The sequence below is a fragment of the Tepidiforma sp. genome, from assembly GCF_034433535.1.
In the GTDB taxonomy this organism is placed as follows: domain Bacteria; phylum Chloroflexota; class Dehalococcoidia; order Tepidiformales; family Tepidiformaceae; genus Tepidiforma.
Genome location: NZ_DAOUAO010000133.1, coordinates 24603 through 31729 on the forward strand (window position 1 = coordinate 24603; position 7127 = coordinate 31729).

Sequence of the window (7127 nt, forward strand, 5' to 3'; positions counted from 1 at the left end):
AGCCATGTCCACCGCCCGGCGAGTCCCATTCCTCCTGCTCCTCGCAGCGCTCCTCTTGCCCGCCTTCGCATCCGCCTGCGGCGACGACGATGACGACGAGGGCTCCGGCGGCGCCGACTCCGCGGATCTCGTCTCCGCCAGCGTCAACTGCTCCGACCTCGGCGTGACCGCGCCCGCGCGCATCAAACAGGCCGGCAAATTCGTCGTCGCGTCCGACCTCTCCTACGCCCCCATGGAGTTCGTCCGACCCGGCACCAACGAGCCCATCGGCGCCGATGTCGATTTCGCGAAGTGCATCGCTCAGGCCTGGGGCGTCACCGCCGACGTCCAGAACACCTCGTTCGATGCCATTATCCCGGCCCTCACCAGCAAGAAGGCCGATGTCATCATGTCGTCCATGAGCGTCACCGATGAGCGTAAGCAGCAGGTCGATTTCGTCGAATACATGGTTGCCGGCTCTGGCATCCTCGTGAAGCAAGGGAACCCGGAGGGCATCAAAACCATCGCCGACCTCTGCGGCAAGAAGGTCGCCATCCAGGTCGGCACAGTCCAGATCGACGAAGCCGAAGAACAGAACGCAAAGTGCAGCCAGAAAATCCAGGTCACGACCTTCGAGCAAAACACAGACACCATCACCGCGGTCGCCAGCGGCCGCGCTGACGCCGCTCTCATGGACTACCCCGTCGCCGCTTATGGCGCTCGCCAGGTCAAAGGCACCGAAGTCGTCGGCGAGCAGTACAACACCGGTCCTTACGGCATCGCCGTCCGCAAAGACGATACCGAAGTCCGGCAGGCGCTCCAGGCCACCATCAAAGCCATGCGGGACAAGGGCCAGTACCAGGCCATCCTGAAGTACTGGGGCCTCGAAGCCGGCGCCCTCAAGTAATCCCCAATCTCGTGAGCCAGCGGCCCGGGTGCGACACGCCCGGGCCCGTCCGAAGACCGCGCGCCGTGCTCCACCTCGCCGTCGACTGGCCCTACATCGCGGAGAACTTCTTGTCCTCCATCGTCCTCGAGGGCGTCTGGATGACACTCCGGCTCTCGGTCATCGGCATGGCCCTGGGCATCATCCTCGGCACCCTCTTCGCCCTTGCGCGCGTCGCTCGCGCCTGGCCGCTCCGCGCTCTCGCCCTCGCCTACATCTGGTTCTTCCGCGGCACGCCGCTCCTCGTCCAGGTGGTCTTTTGGTACTTTGCCCTTCCCCAGGCGTGGCCCTCGGCCCTCCCCTGGGATGGCCAGCTCTCGCCCTTCCAGACCGGCATCCTGGCACTCGCCATCAATGAAGGCGCCTACATGACGGAGATCGTCCGCGCCGGCATCCAGTCCGTCGACCCCGGCCAGATGGAAGCCGCACGCTCCCTCGGCATGACCGGGCGCCTCGCCATGCGCCGCATCATCCTCCCCCAGGCCCTCCGCGTCGTCATCCCTCCCACCGGCAACGAATTCATCGCCATGCTCAAGAACTCCTCGCTCGTCTCCCTCATCTCCGTCAGCGAACTCTTCCTCGTTGCCAAGCTCCAGTATTCCTCCACCCTGCGCTACTTCGAATGGCTCATCATCGCCAGCGGCTGGTACCTCATCCTCACCACGCTCGGCTCCCTCGTCCAATCCTGGCTCGAATACCGCTACGGCCCCGCCGGCTACGGCCCCTCCCCGGAGCGCCGCTGGCTCAATTTCCGCTTCCGCGACTGACCCACAATGCCCGAACCCGGCCCGACTTCGCCCATCCTCCAGCTCATCGACGTCCACAAGTACTTCGGACGCCTCCACGTCCTCCGCGGCATCACCGCCAGCGTGGCCGAAGGCGAAGTCGTCGCCGTCCTCGGCCCATCCGGCTCCGGCAAGTCCACCCTGCTCCGCTGCATCAACCACCTCGAGCGCGTCGATGGCGGGCAGGTCCTCTTCGAGGGGCAGCCGGTAGGCTATCGCATCCTGCGCGGCCGCCTCCGAGAAGCCCCCGAGCGCGACATCGCCCGCATGCGCGCGCGCATCGGCATGGTCTTCCAGCGCTTCAACCTTTTTCCCCACCTCACGGCCCTCGGCAACGTCATGGAAGCCCCCGTCCACGTCCTCGGGCTTTCGCGCGAGGAAGCCCGGCAGCGCGCTATCGAAGTCCTCACCCGCGTCGGCCTCGCCGCCAAACTCGACGCCTACCCCTCTCAGCTCTCCGGCGGCCAGCAGCAGCGCGTCGCCATCGCCCGCGCGCTCGCCATGCAGCCCCGCCTCATGCTCTTCGATGAAGCCACCTCCGCCCTCGACCCCGAACTGGTTGGCGAAGTCCTCGCCGTCATGCGCGACCTCGCCGCCAACGGCATGACCATGATCGCCGTCACCCACGAAATGTCGTTCGCCGCCGAAGCCGCCAGCCGCATCATCTTCATGGACGAAGGCGTCATCCAGGAAGAAGCGCCCCCCGAGCAGTTCTTCTCGAGCCCTTCCACCGAACGCGCCCGGGCCTTCCTCCGCCGCGTCACCCGCGGCTGATGGACTATTCGCCGTCACTCGGCTACGCTCACGGTGGTCACAAGACCACGCCACTGTCATTCGTTTGCTGGGGGAGGTAAGGGATGTATCAGTTTCCCAAGTGCCGCAAATGTGATTACGGGGACCTCGTCCCCTTCTCCGATTTCGGCAGCCAGGGCGCGCCGATCCACTTCAAGGCGTGGGTCTGCACGAACCCCGAGTGCGGTTACAACCTTAAGATTCGCAACGGCGACATCTACATCGACGAACCGATCAACGAAGGCCAGGACTACGTCCGCCGCTAGCACCTGCGTTGCCGGCCCCACTCGCCCGGCAGCCTGCTTGTGATAGACTGCACGAGCGATGGCACAGCCCAACAAGGTCTACCAGCCCCTCCCGCTCCGCACCGGCTCCGACGTTGAGGAAGAGCTGCAGCAGAACATCCTGGTCACCAGCGTCGACCAGGTCCTGAACTGGGCCCGGCGCTCATCCCTCTGGCCCTGCATGTTCGGCCTCGCCTGCTGCGCGATGGAGATGATCGCCACCGCAGCACCGCGGTTCGACATCGCCCGCTTCGGCGCCGAAATCTTCCGCGCATCGCCGCGCCAGGCCGACCTCCTCATCGTGCCCGGCACGGTCACCTGGAAGATGGCCCCCGCGGTCAGGCGCATCTGGCTCCAGATGCCGGAGCCCAAGTGGGCCCTCGCTATGGGCGGCTGCGCCATCATGGGCGGCCCCTTCGCCTACGCCTACAGCGTCACCCCGGGGGTCAACACCCTCCTTCCCGTCGACGTCTACGTCCCGGGCTGCCCGCCGCGCCCCGAATCGCTTCTCGCCGGTCTCATGCTCCTGCAGGACAAGATCCGCCAGGACACCATCGGCAAGGGCTGGGTACGGCGCGATGTCGAGCCCCAGTTCCAGCGCTATCTCCCCGAGGGCGACCCCATCCGCAAGGAACTTGAGGCCCTCTGGCCGCCCTACATCAACTACGACAACCCCCAGCAGCACGACATCTTCCCCTCCTGAAGGAGCTCCCATGGTTGCAGCATCCTGGGCCGAGATCGAAGCCCTCGTCCGGCCCCTCTTCGAACACGGCAATCAGCCCGACCGCCAGGAGCTCCTCGAGCTCGCCTTCACCTCCGATTGCTCGGATGACGTGATCGACGCCATCGACTCCCTCGGAGGCAAGCCGATCCCCTCGCTCGAGGCCCTGCGCGATGCCCTGGCCGCCAACGGGGTTCTCGCCGGGTAGCCTCGGGGCCCCACGGACCTTCCCGCTTCCCCCCAATCGGCCCTCGACGGTCCGACTGCCCGCGCGCACACTGCCGTTGTGGTTGAGCCGTTCGCCAGCCGACGCGAAGCCGGCAGCGCCCTCGCTGAGGCCCTCAGCCGCCTCGATCTCCCGCAGGGCGCCCTGCTCCTCGCCCTGCCGCGGGGCGGCGTACCCGTTGCCGCCGAGATCGCTCGCGAGCTCGACCTCCCGCTCGATGTCTTCATCGTGCGCAAGCTCGGCGCCCCCGGGCAGCCCGAACTCGCCATCGGCGCCATCGCCAGCGGCGGCGTGCGCGTCCTCAACCCCGACCTCGTCGCCAGCTTCGGTCTCGCGCCGGGAGAAGTCGATCGCATCGCCCGGTCTGAACTCGCCGAGCTCGAGCGTCGCGAAACCGCCTATCGCGAAGGGCGACCCGCCCCGGCGGTCGCCGGCCGCACCGTCATCCTCGTCGATGATGGCCTCGCCACCGGAGCCACAATGAAGGCCGCCATCGAAGCCGTCCGCCAGCTCGGCGCCGGCCCGATCATCGTCGCCGTCCCCGTCGCCGCGCCCGAGACGCTCGACGAATTCGCCCGCGAATTCCCGGGCGTCACCCTCGTCGTCCTGCGCACTCCCGACCCGTTCTACGCGGTCGGGCTCTGGTACCGCAGCTTCCCGCCCGTCTCCGACGAGGAAGTTCGCGCGCTCCTGCGCGAGGCCGCTGCCCGCCGGGCCGCCTCCTGACCCGCCTTTCCATCTGCTGCACCCGGTCGAACGTACCCTTTTGGCCATGCCGAACCTCACGCGCCGGCGACTGCTCGCAGCGCTCCCCGCCCTCGCGGCGATCGCCTGCTCCCGCCCGTCGCCCGAGACCGGCACCGGGCAATCCATTGCCTCAGAAGCCACCCCGGCCGCCCCGCCGGCAACACCCACCCCGGCGCCGCCCACCCCGACCCCAACCCCGACCCCGCCGCCGCGCGGCAGCGAAACCCGACTCCTGCTGCCCGGCACCCCGCACGAAACTGCCCTCGTTATCCGGCACAGCGGCGTCCACGGCCCGGCCGCCTTCGTCCTGGGGGGCGTGCACGGCAACGAGCCCGGCGCCTGGCTCGCCGCCGACCAGGTCGCCGCGTGGGAGCCCCGCGCCGGGACGCTGCTCGTCCTCCCCCGGGCCAACCCCACCGCCATCGCCGCCTTCGTCCGCACCTTCGATGACATCGGCGACCTCAACCGGCTCTACCCCGGCAATCCCGAGAGCCCCCTCGCCATGGAACGCATGGCCCACGCCATCCTCGAAGCCGCCCGCGAATTCCGCGTCAGCCTGCTGCTCGACCTCCACGAATCCTGGGCCTTCTACGCCGAACTCCCCGGCACCGGCACCGGTGCCCTCGGACAGACCATCACGACCGGCCCCGGCCCACTCGCCCCCGGCTTCGGGCAGCAGCTCGCGGACCGCATGAACCCGCAGCTGACGCCCCGCGAGCAGATGATCGTTCGTGAAGGCGCCCGCTTTGGGCGGCCCCTCACCCCGGTCCCCGAAGGCCAGCCAAACCGCGGGAGGAGCTCGCTCAGCGCCGGCGGCCATGTGCCCGGCCTCACGCCCGTGCTCGTCGAAATGGGCCAGCTCGACCAGCCCCTCGAGCGCCGCGTCGAACTCCACCTCCTCGCAGCCCGCTCCGCCCTCGAGCTCCTCGGCATTCTCTGAATCACGCGCCTCGCCCGGTACACTGGTTGCGTGCCGTCCTCCACCATCTCCGAAAAGCTGCGCCGTCAGCTCGCCGCGCTCCCGCCGAAGCCCGGCGTCTACATCATGCGCAATGCCTCCGGGGAGGTGATCTATGTGGGCAAGGCTGCCCGCCTCCGCGACCGCGTTCGCTCCTACTTCGGCGCGCCCCATGGCCTCGAGCCCAAGACCCGCGCCCTCCGCGAGCAGATCGACGACTTCGAATACATCGTCGTCTCGAACCCCGGTGAGGCCCTCCTCCTCGAAGCCGCCCTGATCAAGCGCCACCAGCCGTTCTTCAACATTCGCCTCAAGGACGACAAGCGCTACCCCTACCTCAAGATCGATGTCCAGAACCCCTGGCCGCGCGTCGCCATCACCCGCCGCATCGAAAACGACGGCGCCCGCTACTTCGGTCCCTACGCCAGCGCCGGCTCCGTTCGCGCCACTCTTGACCTCGTCAAGAAGCTCTTTCCCTGGCGCTCCTGCACGAAGGAGATCACCGGCACCGACCCGCGCCCCTGCCTCGACTACTACATCAAGCGATGCATCGCCCCCTGCACCTCCTACTGCACGAAGGAGGAGTACGACGAGGTCATCCAGCAGGTCATCCTCTTCCTCGAAGGCAAGGCCGAGGACGTCCTCCGCCGCCTCCGCCGCCAGATGGAGGACGCTGCCGAACGGATGGAGTTCGAACGCGCCGCCCAGCTCCGCGACCAGCTCCGCGCCATCGAACGCACCGTGGAGCGCCAGGCGGTCGCCACCACCCGCAACGAAGACGCCGACATCTTCGCCCTCGCCCGCGACGGCGACCAGGCGTGCGTCCAGGTCTTCTTCATCCGCGGCACCCAGATGATCGGCCGCGATACCTTCATGCTCGAAGGCGTCCGGGACGAACCCGATGCCACCGTCCTCGCCAATTTCCTCCTCCAGTACTACGAAAGCGCCCAGTACACCCCGCGCCTGATCGCGCTCCCCATCGATCCCGAGGACCGCGAGGCGATCGAACAGCTCCTCTCCGAGAAGCGCGGCTCCCGCGTCGAAATCCGGGTGCCCGCGCGCGGGGAGAAGCGCCGCCTCGTCCAGCTCGCCGCCGAGAACGCGCGCGAAGCCCTCGCCGTCGCCCGCGTGAAGTGGCTTGCCGATACCAGCAAGACCGAGCAGGCCCTCGAGCAGCTCCGCGAAGAGCTCTCCCTCCCCGCGGTCCCCCGCCGCATCGAGTGCTACGACAACTCCAACATCCAGGGCACCAGCCCCGTCTCCAGCATGGTCGTCTTTGTCGACGGCCGCCCGGCGCCCAACCAGTACCGCAAGTTCCGCGTGAAGACCATCCAGGGTGCGAACGACTTCGCCACCATGCAGGAGGTCCTCCGCCGGCGCTTCGGCCGCCACGCCCGCACCGCCGACTCCGCGGAACCGCTCGCCGATGCCTGGGACCTCCCCGACCTCGTCATCATCGATGGCGGCAAAGGGCAGCTCAACGCCGCCCTCGAAACCATGCACGAACTCGGCGTCCACCACATCCCGGTCGTCGCCCTTGCCAAGCGCCATGAGGAGCTCTACACCCCCGACGAGGACGAGCCCATCGTCCTCCCCCGCGGCTCCGAGGCCCTCTACCTCGTCCAGCGCATCCGCGATGAGGCTCACCGCTTCGCCATCACCTTCCACCGCCAGGTCCGCGCGCGCTCG

The 7127-nt window shown here is 68.2% G+C and carries 9 protein-coding genes; all 9 read left to right on the forward strand.

The features are described from left to right. Positions 1-4 precede the first annotated feature (4 nt). Entirely contained in the window at positions 5-886 is an 882-nt protein-coding gene (locus VAE46_RS07375) for an ABC transporter substrate-binding protein (protein ID WP_322796280.1), read from the forward strand. 65 nt (positions 887-951) lie between these two features. After that, on the forward strand, positions 952-1692 hold the full coding sequence (locus VAE46_RS07380) for an amino acid ABC transporter permease (protein ID WP_322796281.1): 741 nt from the start codon (positions 952-954) through the stop codon (positions 1690-1692). 6 nt (positions 1693-1698) lie between these two features. Next, a complete protein-coding gene (locus VAE46_RS07385) occupies positions 1699-2484 on the forward strand; it encodes an amino acid ABC transporter ATP-binding protein (protein WP_322796282.1) in 786 nt (261 codons plus the stop codon). Positions 2485-2567: 83 nt separating this feature from the next. Beyond that, a complete protein-coding gene (locus VAE46_RS07390) occupies positions 2568-2768 on the forward strand; it encodes a hypothetical protein (protein ID WP_322796283.1) in 201 nt (66 codons plus the stop codon). 58 nt (positions 2769-2826) lie between these two features. Next, positions 2827-3489: an NADH-quinone oxidoreductase subunit B family protein gene (locus VAE46_RS07395; protein ID WP_322796284.1), complete on the forward strand. Its 663-nt coding sequence runs from the start codon at positions 2827-2829 to the stop codon at positions 3487-3489. A 10-nt stretch (positions 3490-3499) separates the two neighbouring features. After that, a complete protein-coding gene (locus VAE46_RS07400) occupies positions 3500-3715 on the forward strand; it encodes a hypothetical protein (RefSeq protein WP_322796285.1) in 216 nt (71 codons plus the stop codon). Between the two features lie 78 nt (positions 3716-3793). Then, on the forward strand, positions 3794-4459 hold the full coding sequence (locus tag VAE46_RS07405) for a phosphoribosyltransferase (protein ID WP_322796286.1): 666 nt from the start codon (positions 3794-3796) through the stop codon (positions 4457-4459). Between the two features lie 46 nt (positions 4460-4505). After that, the gene (locus VAE46_RS07410; RefSeq protein WP_322796287.1) at positions 4506-5420 is read left to right on the forward strand and encodes a succinylglutamate desuccinylase/aspartoacylase domain-containing protein; all 915 of its coding nucleotides are present in this window, start codon (positions 4506-4508) and stop codon (positions 5418-5420) included. A gap of 30 nt (positions 5421-5450) precedes the next feature. Further along, a partial coding sequence (gene uvrC / locus VAE46_RS07415) for an excinuclease ABC subunit UvrC (RefSeq protein ID WP_322796288.1) occupies positions 5451-7127 on the forward strand: 1677 nt, incomplete at its 3' end.